This window comes from Streptomyces sp. NPDC059743 (genome assembly GCF_042732975.1).
Taxonomy (GTDB): Bacteria; Actinomycetota; Actinomycetes; order Streptomycetales; family Streptomycetaceae; genus Streptomyces.
In genome coordinates this window covers 448,020-471,881 of record NZ_JBHWGS010000002.1, presented here as the reverse complement: position 1 = coordinate 471,881, position 23,862 = coordinate 448,020, and the positions used below count along the sequence as shown (strand labels likewise).

At 68.4% G+C, this 23,862-nt stretch carries 12 protein-coding genes; 5 read left to right on the top strand and 7 right to left on the bottom strand.

Annotated elements, in window-relative coordinates; translation table 11 throughout:
* Positions 1-25 precede the first annotated feature (25 nt).
* Positions 26-9,784 (bottom strand): polymorphic toxin-type HINT domain-containing protein, encoded by a 9,759-nt coding sequence (locus tag ACFV6H_RS05275; RefSeq protein WP_385538778.1) that lies wholly within the window; start codon positions 9,782-9,784, stop codon positions 26-28.
* Between the two features lie 200 nt (positions 9,785-9,984).
* Here ACFV6H_RS05275 and ACFV6H_RS05270 point away from each other — a divergent pair, with 200 nt between their 5' ends.
* Entirely contained in the window at positions 9,985-11,973 is a 1,989-nt protein-coding gene (locus tag ACFV6H_RS05270) for a tachylectin-related carbohydrate-binding protein (protein WP_385538776.1), read from the top strand.
* On the opposite strand, the gene ACFV6H_RS05265 is transcribed toward ACFV6H_RS05270, so the two are convergent.
* On the bottom strand, positions 11,936-12,442 hold the full coding sequence (locus tag ACFV6H_RS05265; RefSeq protein ID WP_385538774.1) for a GtrA family protein: 507 nt from the start codon (positions 12,440-12,442) through the stop codon (positions 11,936-11,938). The genes ACFV6H_RS05270 and ACFV6H_RS05265 overlap by 38 nt on opposite strands.
* 187 nt (positions 12,443-12,629) lie before the next feature.
* Between ACFV6H_RS05265 and ACFV6H_RS05260 the strand changes: the two genes are divergently transcribed.
* A complete protein-coding gene (locus ACFV6H_RS05260; protein WP_384977384.1) occupies positions 12,630-13,547 on the top strand; it encodes a class I SAM-dependent methyltransferase in 918 nt (305 codons plus the stop codon).
* Positions 13,548-13,697: 150 nt separating this feature from the next.
* Complete coding sequence (locus ACFV6H_RS05255) at positions 13,698-14,777, top strand: chitinase (RefSeq protein WP_384977382.1); 1,080 nt, start codon at positions 13,698-13,700, stop codon at positions 14,775-14,777.
* Positions 14,778-14,877: 100 nt separating this feature from the next.
* Here the strand turns inward: ACFV6H_RS05255 and ACFV6H_RS05250 are convergent, their stop codons facing one another.
* The 3 genes from ACFV6H_RS05250 to ACFV6H_RS05240 all read right to left on the bottom strand — a co-directional run bounded on the left by ACFV6H_RS05250 (position 14,878) and on the right by ACFV6H_RS05240 (position 19,367).
* Positions 14,878-16,410, bottom strand: coding sequence for a protein kinase (locus tag ACFV6H_RS05250; protein ID WP_385538771.1), 1,533 nt, complete (start codon positions 16,408-16,410; stop codon positions 14,878-14,880).
* Positions 16,407-17,045, bottom strand: coding sequence for a hypothetical protein (locus tag ACFV6H_RS05245; RefSeq protein ID WP_385538769.1), 639 nt, complete (start codon positions 17,043-17,045; stop codon positions 16,407-16,409). The genes ACFV6H_RS05250 and ACFV6H_RS05245 overlap by 4 nt, the downstream gene beginning before the upstream one ends.
* A gap of 123 nt (positions 17,046-17,168) precedes the next feature.
* A complete protein-coding gene (locus ACFV6H_RS05240; RefSeq protein ID WP_385538767.1) occupies positions 17,169-19,367 on the bottom strand; it encodes an N-6 DNA methylase in 2,199 nt (732 codons plus the stop codon).
* Between the two features lie 218 nt (positions 19,368-19,585).
* Between ACFV6H_RS05240 and ACFV6H_RS05235 the strand changes: the two genes are divergently transcribed.
* Positions 19,586-20,407, top strand: coding sequence for a DUF4352 domain-containing protein (locus tag ACFV6H_RS05235; RefSeq protein WP_385538765.1), 822 nt, complete (start codon positions 19,586-19,588; stop codon positions 20,405-20,407).
* 107 nt (positions 20,408-20,514) lie between these two features.
* On the top strand, positions 20,515-21,333 hold the full coding sequence (locus ACFV6H_RS05230; protein ID WP_385538763.1) for a hypothetical protein: 819 nt from the start codon (positions 20,515-20,517) through the stop codon (positions 21,331-21,333).
* A gap of 134 nt (positions 21,334-21,467) precedes the next feature.
* On the opposite strand, the gene ACFV6H_RS05225 is transcribed toward ACFV6H_RS05230, so the two are convergent.
* Together ACFV6H_RS05225 and ACFV6H_RS05220 are read right to left on the bottom strand one after the other, a co-directional pair.
* A complete protein-coding gene (locus tag ACFV6H_RS05225) occupies positions 21,468-22,265 on the bottom strand; it encodes an HNH endonuclease family protein (RefSeq protein ID WP_385538761.1) in 798 nt (265 codons plus the stop codon).
* Positions 22,266-22,327: 62 nt separating this feature from the next.
* Positions 22,328-23,530, bottom strand: a complete 1,203-nt coding sequence (locus tag ACFV6H_RS05220) for an acyltransferase family protein (RefSeq protein ID WP_385538759.1) — start codon at positions 23,528-23,530, stop codon at positions 22,328-22,330.
* Positions 23,531-23,862: the final 332 nt, after the last annotated feature.

Sequence of the window (23,862 nt, the reverse complement as noted above, 5' to 3'; positions counted from 1 at the left end):
AGCTCATCTCGCTCCACTTGTACCCCTATCGCGATCGCGGATTGAACCATGGCCCATCGCCGATCCTGATCTCTGTCGCGTCGATAGGGCCGACGATTAGATGCTCCTCCTCGAAGAAGCCTTTGTCGATGTCCGTGTCATGGACCTGAATATCCCTACTCGGCCCCACGGGCACCTCCAGATCGGAACGACGGATCCGCATCACTACTGAGCCCTGCCCCCACTCGTCCACCTCTTCTTGGGCTCTCCACTCAGCGTGACTCCAGGAAGTGAATGGACTATCTGTTTGGTTACCCCCGACATGCGCCGCTGGACTGGAGGGACCGCCGATCGGAACAGCTCGGCCTTCAAGTGCATCGGCATGCTTCGGATGCCCTTTTCCAACACCTCGATAAAGGTATTCACCGCCGTCACCGCAGTTGTGAACCAGGACCGGCGTAGCGCCCGCCGAGACATAGTACGTGTGTGCCGTGTCTACCGTGAGGTTGTAGACCGCCGCCTGCTGGGTCCAGGACTGGACTGCCTTGAGCTGGACCCAGGTGCCCTTGCCCGTCTGGAGCCATTGGCCCGGCTTGAGGTCTTGGGCCTTCTGCCACTTCTTGAGGTCCGGGACCCAGAAGGGATGGCCGTTGGTGGCGGTGATGGTGGCGGTCTTGTCGCCCTTGTCGCCGTCCGTGTCGACCGTGAGCTTGAAGAGGTGCTTGAGGCCCTTGCCCTCTATCGTCTGGGTGACCTTCTGGGACGAGGTCTTGCCCGTCGTCGGGTCGGTGGCGAGCACCTTGTCGCCCGCTTCGACATTTTCGATCGGTTTACGGGTGCCGTCGGCCATCACCACCTCTGTGCCGGGCACAAAGCTCTGGGCGACGGCGGCTTGGGCGACCTCGCCGGCCGTCTGCGCGCAGGTGACCGCCGTCTCGACCTTGTCGACCACGTTCTCGACCTTGTCGAGCTTCTCGGCCGCCTTCGCGATGTCGTCCGAGTACTTCGCGGTCTTCGCGACCATCCGGCCGGCCTTCGCCGCGCGGACCAGGCCCGCGCCCGCGCCGCCCAGGGCCAGGCCCGCCACCGTGGCGACGGCCCAGGCGCAGGCCTCCGCGTCGCCCTTGGTCACACAGTCCTTGATGTCGTTGAAGCCCGTGACCTCGCCGACGAAATTCCCGGCCGTCTTCAAGGCCGCGGGAACGTTGTCGATGGCGAATTCAACGGCGTTCGAGACGCTCTCGACGACGACGCCGTTCGCCGCGACCGCCAGGGCGCGCAGATCATTGACGGCCTTGCCGGCGTCCACGATGACATTGCGCGTAGCCGAGACCAGGATCGCCGGCAGATTCGGATCGGCCGTCACGATCGCCGCGGCCACGACGATTATCGGTGCGGCAGCCGCCACGATATGCGGGATCGGATTGTGCTTGGCCGCGAACGTCGCCACCTGCTGGGCCCTGTGGGTGATGGCGACTCTCGCCGCGTGGTACCGCTGTCGGGCCTCGGCCGCTTTCGCCACAATCCATTGGGCTGATGACTTCTTCACCGACTCGTATTTGTCATTGGCCCATTTGGTCGCACTCGCCAGCGCGTTGACAGCCGCCTTCGCGCCCGACTTCCGGTAGACCCACGATGCGGCTTGGCCGGCCATGTCCAAGGCCTTGTTGAGCGCGGCACGCGGATGGCGCACGGTGTACATCGCCGCGTTGTAGACCGCGCTCGCGGTCTTGTAGATCACGCGGCCGACCCTGGTGCTCTGGAGCTTGCTCTTGACCTTGCTCTTGGCCTTGTTCCAGGTCCTCGCACACCAGCCGCAGCTCGGCCAGTTGCCGTCCGGGTCCGTGTAGTCCAGCGGCGCGCCGGCGCCGTACGTGTACCGGTTGGCGAGAATCGACGCGCCCGAGGCATAGGTGTACGCGTCGCGGGAGTCGAAGGTGCCCGTGCCCGGGTCGTACCAGCGCGCGCCCATGTTGACCTGGTCGGTCTCCGGGTCGGTCCAGTCGCCCTGGAAGCCCGCGTTGCCCGCGACCTCCTCGGAAGAGGCGGCGATCGTCTGGCCGAACGGGTCGTACGCCGTTGATGAGGACAGCGACGACGCCGCGCCGTTGGTGGGCGACATCCCGCCGACCAGATCGCCGTGCTCGTCGGAGACGGTGAGCTGCGCCGCACCGCCCTCGGAGACCGACATCAGCTCGTCGGCGGCTCCGCGTCCATAGGTGGCCGAGTTGTCCTTGACCGGATCGGGCGCGAGTCCGGCGTACGTGAAGTCCACACCGTTGCGGTCGGCGACCCGGTCCAGTGCGTCGTAGGTGTACGAGGTACCGGACTCGCCCGCCTTCGTCAGCCGGTCGAAGGCGTCGAAGGTGAACTCCTCCTCCAGCCCGGAGCTGGTGCGGGAGGTGAGTGTGCCGCGCGAGGAGTAGTCGTAGGTGTAGTCGCCGTCGGACAGCAGCCGGTTGCGCTCGTCGAACGTGGCGGTCTTGGCGCCGTTCTTGACGCGGTTGCCGCTGTCGTCCCAGCCGTACTCCGTCGTCGTGCCGTCGGCCGTCCAGGAGGTGAGCCGGCCGGCCTGGTCGTAGCCGTAGGTGTTCTTGCCCGCCTTGGCCGTTCCGGTGGTGGTCTTGCCGACGAGATGGTCGTTGGTGTCGTAGTCGTAGTCCGTGGCGGCGACCGGAGCACCACCGCTGTTCTTCACCGTGTCGGTGTCGACACGGCCGAGCTTGTCGTAGGTGAAGGAGCGCGACTGACCGGAGCCGTAGTCGACCCGCTCGACGGCGCCGGAGCCGTCGTAGTCATAGGTCTGCCGCACTCCGGTGAGCGGATCGTCGGCGGTGGCGAGCTGCTGGCGCGCGTAGGTGAAGGAGGCCGTTCCCGCGGCGTCGGTGCGTTCGGTGAGCAGACCGTCGTTGTTGTACTCGTACGAGGCGTCGCCCGACGGGCCCTCGGCCGTCAGCAGCAGACCGCGGTCGTTGTACTCGTACGCGTTGTCGCCCTTGGGCGAGGACGCCTTGATGAGCCGGCCCGCCGCGTCGTAGCCGAACTTCTTCTCCGCGGTGGCGACCTCGGCGCCCGCGCCGCTCTCGCGGATCAGCTGGCCTGCCTTGTCGTACTCCCGTTCGCGTGTGACACCGCCCGGCGCGGTCACCTTCACCGGCCGGCCGAGCGCGTCGTACGCCGTTGTCCAGGTACGCTCGGCCGCTGACGGATCGCGAGCGGTGGACGGCTCGATGACGGACTCGGGCAGACCGAGCGTATTGACCGTGTAGACCGTCTTGTTGCCACGGCCGTCGGTGTAGCGCGTGCGGTTGCCGAGCGCGTCGTAGCCGAAGGACGTGGTGATCGACTTGGTGTCGGTGACGGGTTCCGTCTGGCTGGTCAGCCGGTCCAGCGCGTCATACGCGAAGATCGTCTGACGTCCCTGCGCGTCGGTCGCGGTGGTGAGATTGCCCGCCTGGTCGTAGCCGTAACCGACCTTGCGCAGCTCGCTGTTGGTAGCGTCCAGATCGGCGTCCTGGACCAGCTGGCCGAGCCCGTCGTAAAGCTTCGACGAGCTGCGCCCGAGGCCGTCGGTACGGCGCACCTCGCGGCCCGCGATGTCGTAGCCGAGCTGAGTGGTCACATTGGCCGCGTCGGTCACCCGGGTGATCTGGCCGAGCGCGTCATAGCCGAACTGGCTGAACGCACCGCTCGGCGCGGTCTGCTTGACCACATTGCCCAGGTCGTCGTACTCGTTGCGGGTGGTGAACGCGGCGGGTACGGGCTTGCGTTCGATCTGAGTGGTGGTGAGCGGCCGGTCCATGTCGTCGTACGTGCTCTCGGCGCGGGCTCCGTCCGGACCGGTGACCGAGAGCACCTCGCCGGTGCGGGTGTACGTGTACGACCACTTGGCGCGGTCCTCGCCGTTGCCCGTGGCCTCGTCCCTGACCATCAGACGGTTCTGCCGGTCGTACTCGTACCGCGTCACCCGGCCCAGCGAGTCGGTCGACTCGGTCACATTGCCCAGCGCGTCATAGGCGTTGGTGACGGTCGGCGTGACGGGAGTGGTCGTACCGGGCGGGATATACGCGGGCGCGGTGGCGGCGACCACCCGGCCCAGCCGGTCGTACGTCGAGCGGTTGACATTGCCCAGCGCGTCCATCGAGTCGGTCACGGCGTCGAAGGTGTCGTAGCCGGTGAAGGCGGTGGGCCGGGAGGCGGCCGGCGCGCCGCCGCCGGACTCGGTCATCACCTCGGGCGCGACCGTGCTCACCGGACGTCCCAGCTCGTCATAGGTGTACTGGGTGGTCCGGCCGCCCGAATCGGTCCGGGACGTGGTCAGACCGCGCTGGTCGTAGGAGTACTTCGTGGTGCGTGACTGGGTGCCGTTCTCGATGGTCTCCTGCGTGGCGTTGCCCGCGTCGTCGTAGACATAGCTGACGGTCTCCGGATTGACGCTCACCGGCCAGGGCACATTGGACGGCAGACCGCCGGAGGTCGTGGTCTTCACATTGCCGGCGAGGTCGTAGGTCACCGAGGTACGGCGGGCCACTCCGCTCGGATCGGTGACGGTCGACTGGGTACGGCCCACGGAGTCGTAGGTGTACTGCGTGACGAGCTTGCCGTTGCCGGACGTCTCGGTGAGGACGTTGCCGGCGCCGTCGTACGTGTTCTTCTCGATGACGACATCGCGCTTCGTGCCGTCCGGATTGTGGAAGTCCTTGAGAGTGACGGACTTGACCAGGTCGTCGCCGAAGTACTCGTAGACCACGGTGCGGCCCATGGAGTCGGTGTTACGGGCGACGCGGCCCGCCATGTCGTACGCGTACGACGCCAGCACCGTGTAGTCGTTGTCGCCTCCGTCGTCCTCCCAGTCGCGCAGCCGTGACTCGGCCGGCATGTTGCGCGCGGTGTAGGTGTACTCGAACTGGTTGCCGTTGGCGTCGACCATCGAGGTCTTGTTGCCGAAGACGTCGTAGGTGTACGAGGTCTCGCCGCCCTCGGCGTCGGTCACCTTCTCGGGACGGCCGCGGTCGTCCAGGTCGAAGATCATCGTGCGCGTGGCGTCGCCGCCGAGCAGATCGCTGACCTCGGTGCGCACCACATTGCCGTCGGCGTCGTAGGTGGTCAGCGTCTTCTGCTGGTGCTGCGTCTTCTGCCGGTGCTCGGCCACGGCGACGGCGTTGGTCGCGGCCGGATCGGTGACGGAGACCAGCCGGGAGAGCTTGTCGTAGCTGAAGGTCGTGGTGACACCGGCCGGCTGGGCGTCCGAGACGCTGGTCTCGGTGAGCTTTCGGCCCAGCGCGTCATAGGTGAACTTGGTGACCATGCCGGACGGTTCGGTCAGCCACGCCAGGTCGCCGCTCTTGTAGTAGCGGTAGCGCGTGATCTTGTTGAGCGGATCGGTGGTGGTCAGCGGCAGACCGGTGGCCGTATTGCCTCCGTCGACCGCGGGCTCCGAACCGTTCGTGTAGACGTGCCGGACCGTACCGCCGTCGGGAGAGGTCTGAAGGAGCAGCGAGCCCTTGTCGTTGTACTGGTACTGGGTGCGGTAACGGTTGTCCGTGGGCCCCGAGGAGCGGCCGTCGCGCGTCTCCGAGGGCTGGTCGGCCCGCAGGTCGAAGTCGCCCGTCGGCACCGGATAGGTGGTGTACGACGTCTGGCAGTCGTCCTTGGCCCGGCAGGTCTTACGGCTGGTCACATTGCCGCGGTCGTCGTAGCCCAGCGTGACGGTGTCGCCGTTCTCGCTGGTGATCTCGGTCTGGTAGCCCTTGTCGTTGTAGCCGTACGTACGGATGGCCACACCGTCGACGGGATGCCGGATGAAGTCCGGCTCGGCGCCGCCGTCACCGGGCGGATTGGTGCAGAAGGCCGGATCGCCCGGATCGGGCTGGGTGCAGATCTCGTCCGGCGGTTCCGGCGAGTCCGACGGCGACGGAGTGGCGGACTCGCGGGCGCCCAGCGCCATCGGCTCGCCGTAGCGGAGCATCTGGCCGGTCAGTCCGTCGTACTCGTAGAAGTACGGCGCGTCCATCGGGTCATGGACCTCGATGGTGCGCCGCAGGTCCCGGTCGTCGCCGAAGACCGCGGGCGAGCCGATCTTCCAGGTGCCGCCGTTGCGGTCGGTGTACTCCTCGACACGGTCGCGCGAGGTGTCGTACTGGACCTCGGAGGCGATACGGCCGGAGGGCAGTGTCGTGGAGGTCAGCAGATCGGCGGTGCGTCCGCCCTCGCGGAAGTGTCCCGCGACCACGGACGAGCCCAGCGGATGGTGGTAGACGGCCACATCGTCGAGCGTGCCGACGAAGGACTTGGCGGCGTTGGCGCCCCAGCCGGGCCAGGAGGCCGGAGTGACCGTACGGGCGGCGCCGATCTGGTTGTACGTCAGATCATTCTGCGTGAGCTGCTTGCCGCTCAGCGTGCCGGAGAGCTTGCCGTCCAGATACAGGCTCTGGGTGGAGCCGGAGACGGAGAGCACGGCGTGATGCCACTTGCCGTCGTTGACGTTCTTGGTGATGTCGGTGATCGGCTCCACGGTGCCGGTGGCGAACTGGCCGCGCAGCTTTCCGTCCGTACCGACGTAGAGCAGCGGGCCGCCGGCGGTCGGCGCGGTGCCCCAGGCCTTGTTCTGGTAGCCGACGAGCGGGCCGCCGACACCGGCCGCGAAGGTCTTGAACCACACCTCGACCGCAGCGTCACGGCTCTTCTTGAGCGTGCCGGAGGGCAGGTCGACACGGGCGTTGGTGCTGTTGAAGGTGGCCGCCGTACCGGGATCGCCGGTGATACCGCCCTCCGCGCCGAGCGTGACATCGGTGTAGGTGCCGCGGTCCTTGCCGAGATTGACCTCGACGGCGCTGTTCGCGGCCGTGCCCTCGTCCTCGCCGAGCCGCCAGTACGACTCGGGACGGGCGTCGAGCACGGTGGAGCGGTAGTGGCTGCCCGCGCCGTAGCCGTACTGGGTGCAGCCGCCCGCCGGATCGCACACCTTGTCGAGCCGGTCTCCGGTGTAGGTGTACGTCCAGCTCAGCGCCGCGCCGTCGACGGCGTTGGTGGCCACCTTGGTGACATGCGCGCCGGTCCAGGTGAAGGTGAGCGACCGGCCGCTGCGGGCGTTGGCGGCGGTGGAGATCTTTCCGCCGGAGTAGGTGTAGGTGACGGCCGTGGAGAACGGATCGGTGATCTTCGTCAGCAGACCGGAGTTGCTGAACTCGTACGTCGTGCCGGTCTTGTCCTGGAGCTTGTACGTACCGGCCGTGGCGTCGGCGGTCAGCTTGGCGAAGCGGCCGGACGGCGGCGCGAACGTACCGTCCGTGTTCTTGCCGAAGCGGACGTCCTGGCCGTCCGGATAGCGGATGACGACATTGCCCGTCCCGTCGTCGTCGGGTGTGAGCCTCATGTCGTACCGCGTCGACCAGCCCGCGCCGAAGGCGGCGTCACGCCTCGGGTCCAGGCTGTTGTACGTCCGTACGAGCGTCAGATCCGGGCCCACACCGGCGACGGAGGCGTCGATGGCGGCCGTGGTGAAGTTGCCGGCGTTCGGATCGAACTCCTTGCCCTGGGCCTCGGCGAGCCGCGAGGTGATCTCGGGCTGCGGGACGGCGGCGATCAGCGCGACCTGCGCGGTCGGCACCTCGTTCGACGCGTCCTTGACGAAGCCGCGCCAGAGATACGTCGTGCCCCACTTCAGCCGTCCGGCGGGCACCGGGTATGCGGATCCGGACTGATAGGCGGAGGTGGTACAGGCGGTGGGCTTGTTGTCCTTGTCCGCCTCGCAGATCTCGAACTTGTACTGGAGCGTGGATCCGGGCGGCGCGTCGATGTCGACGCCGGCCGCCCAGAGCTGCGGAGTGAGCGTCTGCGCCTGGTATCCGTTCGGCGGGAACTGCTCCTTGACCACCGGCGCGATGTCGAAGACCTGGAGGATCAGCCGTCCCGGCGGCACCTGCTCGTCGGTGAAGACCTTGCCGCCCGTGCGCACCATCGTGAAGTCGAGCATGTAGGTGCCCGGCGGCAGCGCCTTGATGGTGGCGTCGAAGGTGATGCGTCCGCCGTGGGCCACCTGGCCGGTGACATTGGCCGCGCGCTGCTGTGTGACCAGCTTGCCCTTGGAGTCGTAGGCCCGGTAGGCGAGGTAGTAGCCGCTGGAGGTCCAGGTCTCGGCGCCCTTGTTGGTGACGGTGACCTTGACCTTGCCCGCCTGGTTCTGCAGGACCGGCGGATCGGGCACCGGCTTGGGGAAGGAGTACGAGGCGTTGTACGGCGAGTGCGTGACGAACAGCGTCGGCGGATTCGCGGTGGTGTCGCCGGTGAACTTCTTGAAGCCGAGCGAATCGGTGGCCGAAGCGCGCAGGGAGAGCCCGTAGTTGGGCTGCGTACCGTCCGCCCAGCGCTGCACCAGGTCACGGCCGCCCTTGCCGAGGTTGAACAGCTCACCGGCCGCCGGGCAGCCGGAGGACGAGGAGCCGAGGGCTATGTAGCCGTACGCGAAGGACCGGGAGGCGAGCGCACCGCCGACCGACGGGCCCGGGTAGGAGCCGCCGGTCCCGACCGTCCAGGACTGGGTCACCGGATGGACGGAGACGGAGCGCGGCTTGCAGGAGGCCGCGTCGTAGTTCACCACCTGGAGCTGCGCACCGAAGATGTTGTGGTTCTTCAGCTTGGTCTCAAGGCCGGGAAAGCCGAGGTAGGAGGCGGTGGAGCCGGCCGGGCCCTTGCCGACGTGCAGTTCACTGGCTCCCGAGACCGCTCCGCTGCTCGTGACATACATCGAGGAGGACGACTTGGTGGTGTCGACCGAGGGATCGACGCGTACGGGGAACTCGCGCGCCGGATCGGTGAGCCAGTCGCGATCGACGCTGACCCGGAGGGCCTGGCCGCCGTCCCGCTCGATCAGTTCGTAGCGGACCGCGTGGGAGACGACGCGCCCGGCGTCCTCCATGAATCCGGCGGGAATGGCGGCCTTCGTACGGCCCTGGCCGTCGGCGAGGACGACGGAGCCCTCACCGCCGTCGGCCGCGGTACCGGGCTTGGCGGTCAGACCGGTCAGCCGGAGCGGGAAGACAAAGCTCGTCGGCGCCTCGGCGGAGCGCAGGACCAGCGTCTCCTTGACGCCGCCCGCCTGCGAGTCCAGCCACAGATCGGTCTCGGGCAGTACATCGGAGTAGCTGACCCGGTCGCCGTCCGCACTGCCCTGGGCGGCGGCGGCGCCGTCCAGCCCGTATGCGAAGGACTCGCCCGAAGGGAGAGCAAGGGCGGCGAGCCGGTCCGCGTCGGCCCGGTCCGCGAGCCGGATGTCCACGGAGTCCGAGGTGTTGGAGAAGGCGCCGTCGTCCGCGTCCGACTCGACCAGCGAGGGATCGATGGGCCGCCAGGCGCCGCTGTCGTCCTTGTAGTTGACGGGAACGGTGGACAGCTCGGTGGTCTCGGTGCCGTCGGCGTTGGCGTACGTACGGCTGCGCGCGCCGCGCTCGGAGACGATCTCCTTGCTGGTCCTGCGGTCGAAGCCCTTGACGTCCGCGACGTCCGCGGCGGGCGGTGTGCCGACGGAGGCGGTGTTGCGTCCCTTGTCCGGCTTGTTCACGGCCTGGGCGCGCAGCGGATACTTCGCACGCAGCGACGTCCCGGTACGGCGATTGGTCTTGTCCGCGACGAGATGGTCACGTCCTTCGGCACTGCCCCAGCGCTGACCGGGCCCTTCGGCTCCGGGCAGCGGATCGGGAAAGAGCGGGAAGCCCGCTCCCGCGACCGCGAGCGTGCCGACGGTGAGGACACCGACGGCCGCCAGGGCGATGGCCTTGAACCAGCCGCTACCCCGGAGACGAGTCATCAGGAAGCGTTGCGCAAGCCTGCGGTACGCCGGCACGGTCCCCCCACTGGGCCGAGTTGAGTGATCTTCAAATCATGATGAGTGCATGACGAATGTGTCGAGTCGATTACGGAAGGTTCACCCGGTGGTCGATTGCTCAAGATTGTTGTTCACCCGAGCGCTACCGCTCCGTTCACCCAGCGACGCCTAGCGTCCAACGCATGACTCTCAATTCGCCTCGTAGCTCGGCACGTTGGACAGCGCTGGCCATGGCAGTGGCCGCCTCTCTGCCTCTGCTCGTAGCGGTTCCCGGCAGCGCTGAGGCCGCCGCTCCGGTCACCTGCGGCTCGAACGGAGCGACATACGGCATCGACTCGGCCGGCAAGCTGATGAGACAGGACATGCCCTCGCCCATCTCGGGCAACACGCTGCCCGCCGCCACCACCATCGACACGGGATGGACCGGCTACGGAAAGCTCATGGCCGGCCCTGGAGCGACCTTCTACGGGATCAAGTCGGACGGTCTGTACTACAGCCACCGGATCACCGCGAGCAGCACATGGGACGTGCACCACAAGAAGCTCACCACAGGTTTCGCCCAGTTCCGTACGGGCGACAAGGCCGATGACGTCACCATCGACCGTGGCGGCTACCTCTGGGCGTTCGAGACCGAGACCGGAGCGCTGCGCTGGTGGCACTACAGCGTCAGCGGCGATGACGTCACCGCCACAGGCGGCAAGATCGTCGACATGGGATGGGACCGCTACGAGGCGATCTACGCCGGCGACAAGGGCGTGCTCTTCGGACGCGCCGCCGACGGAAAGATCTACCGGTCACGCTACGACGTCACCAGCCAGCGCTGGCTGGAGCGCCATGTCCTGGCCTCCTCCGCGGACTGGACCGACACGAAGTCGATGTCCACCTACGGCGCGGACACGCTGTTCCGGGTCAAGGGCAACGGCGAGGTCCGCTACTACCGCTACGACGAGGACACCCGCGACTTCCCGGTCTACAACAAGCTGGTGGCGAACAGCGGTTGGGCCAACGCGTACACAACGGTCTCCACGGCGCCCGACATCTGCCGGATCGACACCGACCACACGCCCGCGTCGCCGGCCGTGGCCCTGCAGCCGTACAGCCGCGGCGCCGTGCTCAAGTCCTCGGCCGGCGGGCTGGCGTACGCGTACACCGACAACCTCGGATATATCCGGTACGGCCGTCAGGACGATCCGTCGGACTTCAACGGTGTCAAGTGGGAGACGATCTCCGGCAACGAGGCGGCGTACTCGGGAGAGCCGTCGCTGGCCGAGCACACCGACGGCCGGATCGTGGTGACCGCGCTCAACACCGCGGGCAGTGTCGCGCAGCGCAACCAGGCCGCCAAGGGATCGGCCGACTGGGGCGGCTGGATCGATCTGGCCGGCGCGATGGCCCAGCCCGCCGTCACCGCCAAGACTCCGTCAGGGCTGCTCGTCCAGTTCTCCGTCGACGCGAACGGCGCTCCCTGGTACCGCCTCCAGCAGCGCGCCAATGTGGACTTCATGGGCTGGACGCCGCTCTCCGGCACCGGCATCTCCGGACAGCTCACCGCGGTGACCGTCCGCGACGGCGTCCAGCTCTTCAGCAAGAACGCCTCCGGTGTACTGAGCACGGCGCTGTTCAAGGAGCCCGGCACCATCTCCTCCTGGACGGCGCTGGGCACGCAGACCATCACCGGCACTCCGGCGGTGGTCGTCTACCCGGGCTACCGTCTCCGTGTCTTCGCCACCGACCAGACGGGCACGGTCGTCACGACCGTCCAGGCCACCGAAGGCGCCGCCTACGACGCGTGGACCACGGTCGCCGGTGTGACGGCAAAGGGTTCGCCCGCCGCCGTGATCAGCCCGCTGAACGGCATTACCGAGATCGTGGTACGCGGCGCCGACGACACGATCTACCACACCGGTGAGACGGTGCAGGGCAGCGGGACCTGGCGCGCGTGGAGGCAGGAGAGCGAGGAGCTCTCCGCGACCGAGCCGAACGTGTTCACCTTCACCGACTCGTCCGGTCCGACCTGGGCCTACTCATTCCGCACCGCGGACAACCAGACGCGGCTGTACAGCGTCCGTCCGGACTTCGCGCTGAAGCGGGCCGAGGCCTCCGGCGCGGCGAAGCAGTCCGAGGCTCCCGCCTTCACCGCCCATTCCCTGCCGGCTCCCCCGACGAACTGACACACGAAGGAGCAGGAGGGCCGGCCGCAGCGATGCGGTCGGCCCTCTTTCCCTGCTCGGGCCTGTGCCGAAGCGACTTGTCCTGGTCCGGCCTGTCCCGCTCCGGGCGGAGCATGATCGTACGGGAAACCACGAAGGTGACCGGAACGGCCGCGGCGGCTGCGATCAGCGGCGCGTAACGGCTGCTCAGACGCAGGACGTCCACCAGCAGATAGACACCGCTCGTGGTGATCACGAAGTTCGCGGCGTTGGTGAGCGGGAAGAGCAGGAACTTCCGCCAGGTGGGACGCGTCCGGTAGGTGAAACGGCTGGTCAGGAAGAACGATCCGACCATGCTCAGCAGAAAGGCCAGGACGTGGGACACGACGTACGGCAGTCTGTTCAGCAGGGCCAGGTAACACGCGTAGTACGTGCCGGTGTTCACCACCCCGACCAGGGCGAATCTGAGGAGCTGGACCCGGACCGTCATCTCCGTACGCGCTCTCCCCGAGTGAAGTGACCGGCGCGCCGCCGGCCCTCAGGAGTGTGACACAAGCGGCCCGGCCCGAGCTGGTGGCCACACCTCCACATTTCGTCCACTCCCGCCTCATCAAGACTTCATCTTTTCGGCATCCGCAGATGGTCCGGAAACGGAGGCACCGGCGTACGTTCCGCGCATGTCATCCCTACTGAGCAACCGGCTGGCGAAGCGGATTCTCCGTCCGGTCGCGGCCCGAGTGGATCAGCGCGTCAAGCGGTCGTCCTCCTCCCTGCGCTCCGATGTGGAAACCCTTCAGCGCGAGGTGAAGGAGCTGCGCAATCAGCAGTATGTGGTGGGCCTGCTGTTCAACAAGATGGGCCGCAGTGGTCCCCGGGTGTTCACGCCTGCCGCGTTCAACACTTTGGTGCGTCAGATCGCCGATGTGACCGGGCAGGAGGGCGGTGTCGCGCGCCGCAACGCCACCATCGCCTTCCGCAATGTGATCGCGATGGAGGCCCTCGCCGTGGGCCGGCTGGCCGGCTCCACCGCCAATATCTGCGGCAAGCTCGCCACCGTGCCGCTGCTCGACCCGCCGAACAAGGACGTCCTGGAGATCGGCACTCTGCACGGAGTCTTCGCGGCCACGCTGATGCGGATGCTGCACCGCGCGGGCCTGGAGGCGCGGCTGACGATCGTCGATCCGCTCGCGGGCAGCCAGCTCCAGCCCGGCGCGGGCATGGGCGCGGACCCGACCGGTACGCCGGTACGGATGGATGTCGTACGCGAGAATCTCCTGCTGGGCGGCCGTGCGGGCGCCGAGGCCCGGATCGAGCAGGGCTTCTCCGGCGATCCCGAGGTACGGGCCGCGGTCTCCGACCGTGAGTACGGCGTGATCATCGTGGATGGTGACCACTCCGCGGAGGGCGTACTCGCCGATCTGGAGTGGGCCGAGGACATCGTGGCTCCCGGCGGGATCGTCGTCCTTGACGACTTCGGCGACGGGAAGTGGCCGGGCGTGAAGGAGGCCGCGGACAAGCATCTCGCGGGCGGCACCTCACGGCTGGAGATGCTCGGCCGCGTCTCCACCTCGGCCTTTCTGCGGGCGCGCGCCTGACAACCTGTGGGCCTGCGCCTGACAAGTCGGGTTGGTCCGGACCCTATTGACGAAAGGTCTGGACCAACTTACGTTAAGCGCGTCGCATCGCACCCGTACGCCTCCGGGTCCCCCACGCTCCCGGCCGGCCGGGGCGGAAGGGAGCACGGCATGATCGCTCGGACGGTACGTTTTCTGGGGGCCGGCCTCGCCTTGGCCTTCGTTCTGCAAGGGCTGATCGCCGCGGCGCCTGGCGCACCTCGTGCGGCGGGCGCGACGAGCGCGGCGCAGGATGTCACCTGCGCGGTCAAGTCGAAGCCCACGGGCAAGGTGCTCCAGGGCTACTGGGAGAACTGGGACGGCGCCGCCAACGGTGTGCATCCGCCGCTCGGCTGGATCCCGATCACCGACAGCCGTATCCGTGAGCACGGCTACAACGTGATCAACGCGGCGTTCCCGGTCATCCGCTCGGACGGCACCGTCCTCTGGGAGGACGGGATGGACGCGACGGTGAAGGTCGCGACACCGGCCGAGATGTGCGCGGCCAAGGCCTCCGGGCTCACGACACTGCTGTCGATCGGCGGCGCCACGGCCGGTATCGACCTCAGTTCGAGCGCGGTCGCCGACCGGTTCGTCGCGACGGTGGTGCCGATCCTGAAGAAGTACAACTTCGACGGGATCGACATCGACATCGAGACCGGTCTGGTCGGCAGCGGCAACATCAACACGCTGTCGCCGTCGCAGGCCAATCTCATCCGCATCATCGACGGCGTGCTCGCCCAGATGCCCTCGAACTTCGGTCTGACGATGGCGCCGGAGACGGCGTATGTCACCGGCGGCAGCGTGGCGTACGGCTCGATCTGGGGCGCGTATCTGCCCATCGTGAAGAAGTACGCGGACAACGGCCGGCTCTGGTGGCTGAACATGCAGTACTACAACGGCAGCATGTACGGCTGCTCGGGCGACTCGTACTCCGCCGGCACGGTCGCGGGATTCACCGCGCAGACGGACTGCCTCAACCGGGGCCTGGTCATCCAGGGCACCACGATCAAGGTCCCGTACGACAAGCAGGTCCCGGGACTGCCGGCGCAGACGGGCGCGGGAGGCGGTTATATGGCGCCGAACCTGGTCTCGCAGGCGTGGACCAGGTACAACGGCGCTCTCAAGGGTCTGATGACCTGGTCGGTCAACTGGGACGGCTCGAAGAACTGGACGTTCGGGAACAACGTCAAGGCGTTGCAGGGCCGCTGAAAACAGGGCCGCTGAACAGGCTTTCGCTGAAAAGGCGTTCAGGGCCTGGGTGTTCAACGCCCAGGCCCTGATGCCTGAACTGGACCGGCCCGAGTAAGTCCTACGCCCTGAACCGCTGCTGGCGCTCCAGCGTGCGGCGCAGTTCCGTCGGGAGCGCGTGATAGGCGCCGTACGCGCGCTCGGTGTCCCAGAGCAGATTCTGCAACTGCTGCCGGGCCGCCGCGTGATCGCCCACCGCGAGCAGCAGATTGGCCACGCGGTGCCGGATGTCGAAGGCGCGGCCCGGATCGGTGAGCGCGCCCGGCTGTCCGCTCTCGTAGTACGGAAGGACCGCGTGGTACTCGGCCAGCGCGGCGGACGCCTCGCCGAGCTGCTCCAGACACTGCGCGGCGTCGAAGCGGAACTGGAGCGTCTGCGGATCGCCCGGGCCGGCCTCCGCCGTACGGTCGTCGGCGAGTCTGCGCAGCTCGGGCAGCGCGCGGCGGTACTGGCCGTCGTCCATCAGCGTCGAGGCGTACTGCTTGCGCAGGATGCGTACGACCGGTGAGTGCTCGCCGTGCTCCTCGGCCGCCGCCGGGAGGATATCGCCGAGGATGTCCACCGCCCGCGCGATACTGCCCTCGCCGAGCAGCCGTTTGACCTCGTCCACTGCGGCGGCGACATCGGGCCGCTGCGCCGGGACCTGCGCTCCGCGCGGCGCGGGCGCGGTCGGCGGTGTGCTGACGCGGTCGGGCCAGGGAGCGTGCGGACGCAGAAACGGGCGCGTCGGATCGAGCGGTCCCGTTGCCGGGCCGCCGCGCGGCGGCAGCAGCGGGATGAGCTGTTCGTACACCTCCTGCGCGCCGGACGGGCGGTGCTGCGGATCCTTGGCGAGCAGCCGCAGCACGAGCGTCTCCAGCGCCTCCGGTATCTCGGGCCTGATCCTGCGGACCGGCAGCGGCGCCTCGTAGAGATGGCGGTGCAGCACACCGAGGGCGGTGGTGCCCGCGAACGGGACGCCTCCGCTGAGGAGTTCATGGAGCAGCACGCCGAGCGCGTACAGATCGGTGTACGGGCCGACCGCGCCGCCCATGGCCTGCTCGGGAGCCATGTAGGCCGGGCTGCCGATGGGCGATCCGGTGTGGGTGAGCCGGGTGGTGTCGCTGTCGATGACGGAGGCGACACCCAGATCCAGGACCGTGACCGTACCGTCCGGCTTGACCATCACATTGCGCGGCTTGAGGTCGCGGTGGACGATCGGCACGGCGTGCACGGCGGCCAGTACGGCACAGAGCTGGGCGGCGACCGAGACCGCCCATGGCCACGGGTAGGGATCGTGCTCCGCGAGATGGTCGGCGAGGTCGGCGCCCTCGACGTACTGCATGACGAGATAGAGGTCCTCGTCGTCGCTGCCCGCGTCATGGACGGTGACCAGCCCGGGATGGTCCACCCGGGCGGTGACACGGCACTCGCGTACGAAGCGGCGCCGCATCTCCTCGGCGGCCGTCGCGGCGGCCATCCGGTCGGGACGGAGCAGCTTCACCGCGACACGGCGGTCGAGCCGCTGGTCGTACGCCGTCCAGACCTGGCCCATACCGCCCTGGCCGATGAGCGTGGACAGCTCGTAACGACCGGCGATGACACGCCCGTTCACCGCTCGTTCCGGCCTTCCCGGTCCTCCCGGCCTTCCTGTCCCTTGCGCAGGATGTCGCTCAGCTCGTCAAGCTCGGCACGGACCTGGTCGATACGCGGCGGAGTCTGCGGCTGATGCTGGGGCTGGGGCTGGGGCTGATGCCGTGGCGCGGACTGCGGCTGCGGTTGCGGCTGTGCCTGTGGCTGGACCGGCGCGGCGTACGGAGGCGGATAGGTGTAGCCGTACGGCTGCGGCGACGGCACCGCCGATGGTGGCATGGATGGCATGTACGGGAACGCGGATATTCGGCCGCTCTCGGCGTAGTGCCCGATGTCGAAGACCAGGAAGTAGGCCGTGATCGCGACCGCCGACAGCAGGAGCAGGACCAGCAGAACGAGGTCCGTGTTCGTCGGCTCCGCATCCGCGGTCGTCGCGATGTAGAGGAAAAGGCCCAGCTCCGAGCCGAGAGCGGCGCAGAACAGCAGCCAGTCGACCGCCCGGCGCCGCACGACCGCGATCCTCAGCATCGCCGCCCAGCCGAGAAAACCGAAGCTCAGCACCGTGAGAGCCACGAACAGCACCCGCAGCGAGATGAGCACGGCGAGGTGCGGTCGCCGCGGGGGCGGGGGCGTCGGCGCGAAGCCGGGGCCGAACATGACTGCTCCTGGGTGCCTGGTGGACTGAGCTCGCACGGAAATCTCGCACGGGAATGCGGATCCGAGCGTATACACCGACACGGACAACGGGTTACGGGTTGCGCCGAACCGTTGTCGAGCTGATCACATCGGAACGCTGCCGTCCGCCAGACCGTCGTACAGCCCTTGTACGAGCTGCTCGCCCAGCTTTCCCGCCAGCCTCAGCGCGTCCTCGAACTCGGCCAGCGCGCGGAAGCGTTCACCGTACCGCCGCTGGTCGGCGAGCGGCAGCCGGGGAAGCTGGAGCCGGCGCACATCGAGCCGGGTCGCGGTGGAGGCATAGCTGCTGGCCCGGCGGGCGTTGGCGGTGCCGCGCAGAAAACCGGCCAGGAACCATGGATCGAGGGCGGCCGGATCGGGCCGCAGGAGCTGGAGATTGCGGCCGAGCGCCGCGCCCGCCAGAGCCGCGTCCATGACGCGGGCGACCGCGCCGCCGCCGAGGACGGGCACGACCACATCGCCCTCCTGGATCCGTACGGGCTCCTCGGCCACGCCCTCGGGAAGCACACCGGAGGGCGCGCGGCCCGCGAGCACATCGTGTTCGGTGAGAACGGGTACGGGCACGGGCACGGGCGGTGCGGGCACGGGTGCGGACGGTACGTGCGATACGGGTGGTACGGACGTGGCGTCGGCGGTGGCGCCCGAGCCGCCCGCGTACAGCACGAGGGCGCCGGCGCGGGCGAGTTCACCGACGGTGGTGGTGGGCCGGTGGACGGGCGCCGGGCCGGCCGACTCGGCGCCCGCCGTGAACGGAGCGTCGGACGGCGTCAGTTCGGCCGTCCGACGGAGCGTGTCGGTCAGCCGCTCCCGTACGTGGACCAGTTCGGCCGTACCGCCCGCGGTGGCCGGAGGCGGCAGGTGGCGGGCGGGAGCCAGATCCACATCGTCGTCGAGGAGTTCGACCACGGGCACCGCACGGCTGACGCCCGGTCGCTCCTCGGCCGTGCCCAGCCGGTCGAAGGGCGCCCAGGCGTCGAGCACGGTGGCATGGACGGTCGTCCAGTCGACGCTGTCCCGGCCGCCGCCCGTGTCCCGGCCACCGGTCGTGGAGAGTTCGGCGGTGTCGACCAACAGCAGCTCGGGAGAACGGCGTTCGCCCGCTACGGGCTTGCGCAGGATCCAGAGATGGAGCGGAATGCCATAGGGAGGCGCGGCTCCGGCCGGCAGGGCGACCACGGCGCGCAGGGCGCCGCGGCGCAACAGATCGGCCCGGACGCGACGGCCGGAGCGGCGGGACGCGACGGCGGGCGGCATCAGCAGGACGGCGGTGCCACCGGGCCGCAGCCGGGCCAGCGCGTGCTGGGCCCAGGCCAGTTCGGACTCCGTACGGGCCGGGAATCCGTACTCCCAGCGCGGATCGTAGGCCAGTTCGTCATGGCCCCAGTTGCGCTCGTTGAACGGCGGATGGCAGAGCACGACGTCGACGGCGAGCCGAGGGAAGGCGTCGGCGCGCAGTGTGTCGCCGGCGCGCGTGCGGACCTCGGCTTCCGGGTGGTCCGTGCCGTCCGCGTGGAGGGCGAGGCGCAGTCCGGCGAGCGCGGCGAGTTCGGGAGCGGCCTCCTGGGCGTACAGGACGGCCGCGTGCGGTACGGCGCACAGCAGCGCGCCGGTGCCGCAGGCGGGATCGAGGACGGTCACGCTCTCGGCGGAGGACGCCTGAGCAGACGGGGTCGAGGCGGACGGGATCGCCAGCGCGGCCATCAGCGCGGCGGCCTCCGGCGGAGTCGGTGTGTACTGGCGCGGATTGGCGTCGAGATGGCGGCCGAGCAGAAACTCGAAGGTCCGGCGCGGGCCCAGCTCCGCCGCCAGTTCGGCAACACTCCGCAGCAGCGGGACGGAAGGAAGCAGTTCACGCGCGCCCGGAGTGCGAACAGCGCTCTCCGTCGGCGCGCCGAAGTGCACGGCGAGCACCTCGCCGAGCGCCACCGGCAGCAGTTCCACGAGCTGGGCGTCCGACGCGGCGGCCAGCTGCCGCCACCGCGTGGGCCTGTCCCGTACGAGCAGCAGGACGCAGCCGGCGCGGACAAGGGCGGTGGCGGCGGTCGCGCTGTCGCCCGACAGCTCCTGCCAGACCCGTTCACGCAGCGGTACCTCGGCGAGTTTTCCCTGGTCACGCAGCCACTGCTCGACCTGGTTCAAGGCGAAGGACGGGCTGGTCTCGGTGCCGCCGACGGGCTGCGGGAAGTCGGCGTGCCGCCGTCGCCAGTTGCTCACGGCGGCCCGTCCCACGCCCGCGAGCCGGGCGATTCCCGCGGCCGTCACCTCTGTTGCGTTCTCCGGCACCTGGCTGCCTCCCTCACCGTGCGGCTCCGCTGTGGCCGTGCGCTGTGACGCTGAGCATAGCGGTGTGATCGAACAGTCCGATTCACAGCGTAGACCAACCCAAGGACGACATTCATTGTTGACTCGGTTCACAGCTTCTGCTGTTATTGACTCATCGCCACACGGGATGGCTTCGAAGTCCCGCTCACACTCGTATGCCAGTCCGCGGAGGCACACCCATGTCGCAGTCCTCACCGCAGTACCCGCAGTCGTCGCCGTATCCGCAGGCGCCGGTACCGCCGGGACACGGCGCTCCCATGGCCGCCCGCAACGGCCTCGGGATCGCTTCCCTGGTCCTCGGGATCATCGGTGCCGTCTCGGGGCTGATCCCGTTCCTCTTCTGGCTGGCCGGTGTCCTCGGGCTGATCGGGCTGATCCTCGGGCTGGCCGGACGAGGCAGAGCCGGACGCGGCGAGGCGACGAACAAGGGAGTGGCCACCTCGGGTGTCGTCCTCGGACTGCTCGCCCTGGTCCTCGCGGCGGTCGGCGCGTTCCTCACCTTCAAGCTCGTGGGCGACGCGGTGAAGGAACTGGACGAGGCGACGTCCTCGGTCAGTTCGGCACCCAAGGCGGCGGGCGGTACGGACGGCAAGGACGGCGGCGGCAAGAGCGAGATACTCGGCTCTGGCGACTCCGCCGTCTACGACGACGATCTGACGGTCACGGTCTCGGAGCCCACCGCCTATACGCCCGGCGAGTACGCGGTCGGCCACACCAAGGGCAACAAGGCCTACAAGGTGACCGTGGTGATCGAGAACGCCGGCAAGAAGAAGTTCGACGCCGGGCTGGCGACCGTCATAGCGCGGGCCGGCGAGGACGGTGTCGAGGCGGAGTCGATCATCGACGACACCACCGGAATCGGCTTCGGCGGCACGGTCATGCCCGGCAAGAAGGCCACGGTCCTGTTCGCGTTCGACGCGCCGTCCGCCGCCAAGGCGCTCACGGTCGAGGTCAGCCCGGGCATCCTGCACGACTCGTCCCAGTGGGACCTGAAGCTCTGAGTCCCGGCGCCACACGCGCTACACGCACCGCACGCACCGCTCGCACCACTCCAGCCATATCGCGGCCACGCCGCATCGCAGCCGATCGCAGTCACCGGAGAACCGTTATGACCGTCACCACCGCTCCTCGAATCCGCCGTGGCGCACTCGCCGCCCTCTGCACCGTCGCCGTCCTGACGCTCCCGGCCTGCGGAGCGACCGGCTCGGACGGCAAGGACGGCGGCAAGGACGCCAAGGATCCCGGCAAGTCCAGTTCCAGCAAGAGCAACTCCGGCGAGAAGCCCGAGCCGTTCGCGGATCTCTCGGGCCCAGAGATCGCCGAGAAGGCCTTCGCCGCCATCCGCGCCGCCTCCTCCCTCACGCTCAAGGCCGATGTGAAGGAGGGCACAGGGACCGTCCTCACCGATATGGCTCTCGACAAGAAGGGCGACTGCGCGGGCACGATGTCGATGAACGGCGAGGGCACCGCGACGGTGTCCAAGGTCGGTGCGACCGTCTATATGAAGTTCGACGAGGAGATGCTGCGGGCCCAGGGCAAGGGACAGCCCAAGGAAGAGACCGACGCCGTGGTCAAGATGCTCGCCGACCGCTGGGTGAAGACCGACGCCAAGGCTCCGGACGCCAAGGACTTCGTCGGGTTCTGCGATCTCGATGAACTGCTGGCCGAGTTCGAGGACGGCGACAGCGTCGCCCGCAAGGGACCGCTCACCACGGTGGACGGACAGCAGGCGATCACGCTCAACGAGACCGACGGCGCCTCCGACTACACCATGTATGTCGCCACCGAGGGCAAGCCGTATCTGCTGAAGATAGTCGTCAAGGGCAAGGACGCCGGCACGATGGCCTTCACGGACTTCGACAAGCCCGTTCCCGCCGAGGTCCCCGCCGACAAGGACATCGTGGACCTGGACGGCCTCGGCGGCTGACGCGTCGGCACATCGGCACATCGGCACATCGCACCAGGGAGGCCACCGCAGGGGAGTGGCCTCCCTCTCAGCTTTTCCCGGCGGGCGGCCGGCCGCCCGGCCCGACCGGCCTGTCGTCAACCGCCGATCTGTCGTCAGCCGCCGCACTGCGCGAGCATGGTCCTCTTGTCCGGTGCCGTCACCGGCAGTTCGTACTTGAGCGCCACCTGCGCGAACCGCACCGCGTACGAGCAGCGGATCGCCTTGCTGGGCGGCAGCCAGGACGCCGGGCCCGAATCGCCCTTGGAGCTGTTGGACGGGCCGTCCACCGGAAGAAGATTGAGCGGATCGTTCGCGAGCTGCTCGCGCTTGTCCTTGTCCCAGCGGGCCGCGCCCAACTGCCAGGCGTACGACAGCGGCACCATATGGTCTATCTGGACGGCCGATGCCTTCTGCTTCGTCCAGTCGATGTCCTTGCCGGTGTACGGGTCGTACAGCGTCATCGACATCACGACACAGTCGGAACCTGAACGGAACCGAAGGTTCTGGCCGTCGCGCTTCAACAGGTCGTTACGCGTGTCACAGCCGTTCCGGGCCAGTGGCACACCGTCCGCCGTGTCCATCCACGCGTAGCCGAACGCGTCCCGTGAGTAACCCGTCTTCGGCCCGCGCCCTTTGGTGGACAGTCCGGCGATCAGATCCCGGGCGGCCGACTCGTCCTTCTCCGAGGAGATCGCCGCCAGGCCTGGCTTCGTACCGTCAGGATCGGCCAAGGGACTGGTCCCGTGGCCGTCGGTGGCCGTCGCTCCACCGCCCGGCCAGCCGCTTCCGTCGGACAGCCCACTCCCGTCGGACAGCCCACTGCCGGTGCAGCCTGTCAGCACCGCTCCGAGTACCACTGTCCCGACTACCGCTGTGACGCGGCCGACAGCCTGTCCACCAGACGCCCGCACTCCGCGACCCCCCACTTGCCCGCCCTTCCGCCGAAAACCTTCTGCCGACACAGTCGCACGGCTCAGCCCGAAGTGGTGCGGTCGGGTGGGGTGTCCAGGCGGGAGAACATTCCGGTCAGTCCCTTCTTCAGGAACTTCGCCAAGGGCCGCTCGACAAGGCGGTGTACGAGCCAGCTCAGCACCAGCATTCCGGCGATCAGCCCGATCACCAGCAGCCGAGCGTCGACGCGGTCGCGCAGATAGTGGATCACCGCGGTGCCGACCGCGTAGTGCATCAGATAGAGCGGATAGGTCAGGGCGCCCGCCGTGGTCAGCCACTTCCACCGGATCCGGTCGGCCAGGCCCAGCGCGACGCCCGCCATGACGAGCAGGAAGACCGTGTACAGGAAGACCGAGCCGCTCCAGGTCGACACGTCCTCGAATTCGACCCGGTGCAGGATGTCGTTCTGCGACATCACCCAGGACATGCCCAGGATGCACCACAGCAGCGGATCCTGGCCGAAGCGGTGCATGAGATACAGAGCAAGCCCGGCGATGAAGAACCACGCGGCGTCGGGGTTGGTGAGCGTGATCAGGACCGGGATCCCGGACTTCCCGGCGAACACCGCGGCCGTGCCCCAGACACAGCAGAAAACGACCACCTTCCGGTAGGTCAGACCGGTGGCCACCACGAGCAGGAAGATGAGATAGAAGCGGAGCTCGGACCAGAGCGTCCAGTAGACATTGTCGACGTCCGGCACGCCCATGCCCTTCTGGAGCATGGACAGATTGAGGATCCACTGCGTGGGCTTCAGCGGCTGGAAGACCGCAGGCAGGACGGTCAGGACCGCCGTGGTGAACAGCACCGCGAACCAGTAGGCCGGATAGAGGCGGATCACCCGGGAGACGAAGAAATCCCTCGGCCGCCGTCCCCAGGAGGACATACAGATGACGAAACCGCTGATGACGAAGAAGAACTCGACACCGAGCCAGCCGTAGGTGGCGACCGGAAAGACATCCGGGAAGATCTCCGAGACCGGACGGCCCCAGATGGGATTGTCGGGCCGGTCGGCGCGGGCCGTGCCGATGTAGTGGTGCACCACCACCATCAGGGCCGCCACGAGGCGCAGCCCGTCGATCACATAGAGCCTGGTCCCGCGCCGCTCGCCCGGCGGCGCGGCGGACCGCTCCCGTCCGGCGGGGACAGCGGCGGGAAGGGTACTGACATCGACCATCTCGGGCTGCGGTATGTGACGCTCGTCCGTGGTCGTCTCGGCCTGCTTCATGTGTCCTGTTGCCCATCTGGTGCGGTCGAGGCAACCGGACGGGGCGCAGAAGGGCAAGCGCGTACACCCTGGCGGTTCAGCCGTTGCCCCGCTGAACGGTATCCAGGCAGTCAAGGCGGCCATGGCGAACTGAAGGTGTCCAGAAGGCAACGAGGAGCTCAAGTGTGGCCTCTGTCACTCGGCGCCTACGGGCGTGGGGGTGGGGGCGGCGGCCCACACAAAAAACCGCCACCGGCCCCCCGGCCCCCCCGCCCCCACCCCCCCCAAAAAACCCCCACACCACCACCCAGGCCGCCCCCCCCCCCCCCCCCCCCCCCCCCCCCCCCCCCCAC